Genomic DNA, 263 nt, shown 5'->3' with positions numbered 1-263 from the left:
GGGAGGACCATCTCCCAAGGCTAAATACTCCCTAGTGACCGATAGTGAACCAGTACCGTGAGGGAAAGGTGAAAAGCACCCCGGAAGGGGAGTGAAAAAGATCCTGAAACCGTGTGCCTACAAGTAGCTAGAGCCATGTGCATCTTTTCCTTCGGAAAAATGCCGGGTGATAGCGTGCCTTTTGTAGAATGAACCGGCGAGTTACGATCATATGCGAGGTTAAGTTGGAAAGACGGAGCCGCAGCGAAAGCGAGTCTGAATAG

1 rRNA gene is annotated in these 263 nt (G+C 50.6%); it reads left to right on the top strand.

Annotated features, from left to right (window positions below):
- Window positions 1–263 (top strand): 23S ribosomal RNA (locus M3182_RS25910); the annotation flags it as partial.

The sequence above is a fragment of the Mesobacillus maritimus genome, assembly GCF_023715205.1.
Lineage (GTDB): Bacteria > Bacillota > Bacilli > Bacillales > Cytobacillaceae > Mesobacillus_B > Mesobacillus_B maritimus_C.
The sequence above is the reverse complement of the archived record's forward strand: the minus strand, read 5'-3'. Positions and strand labels throughout refer to the sequence as shown.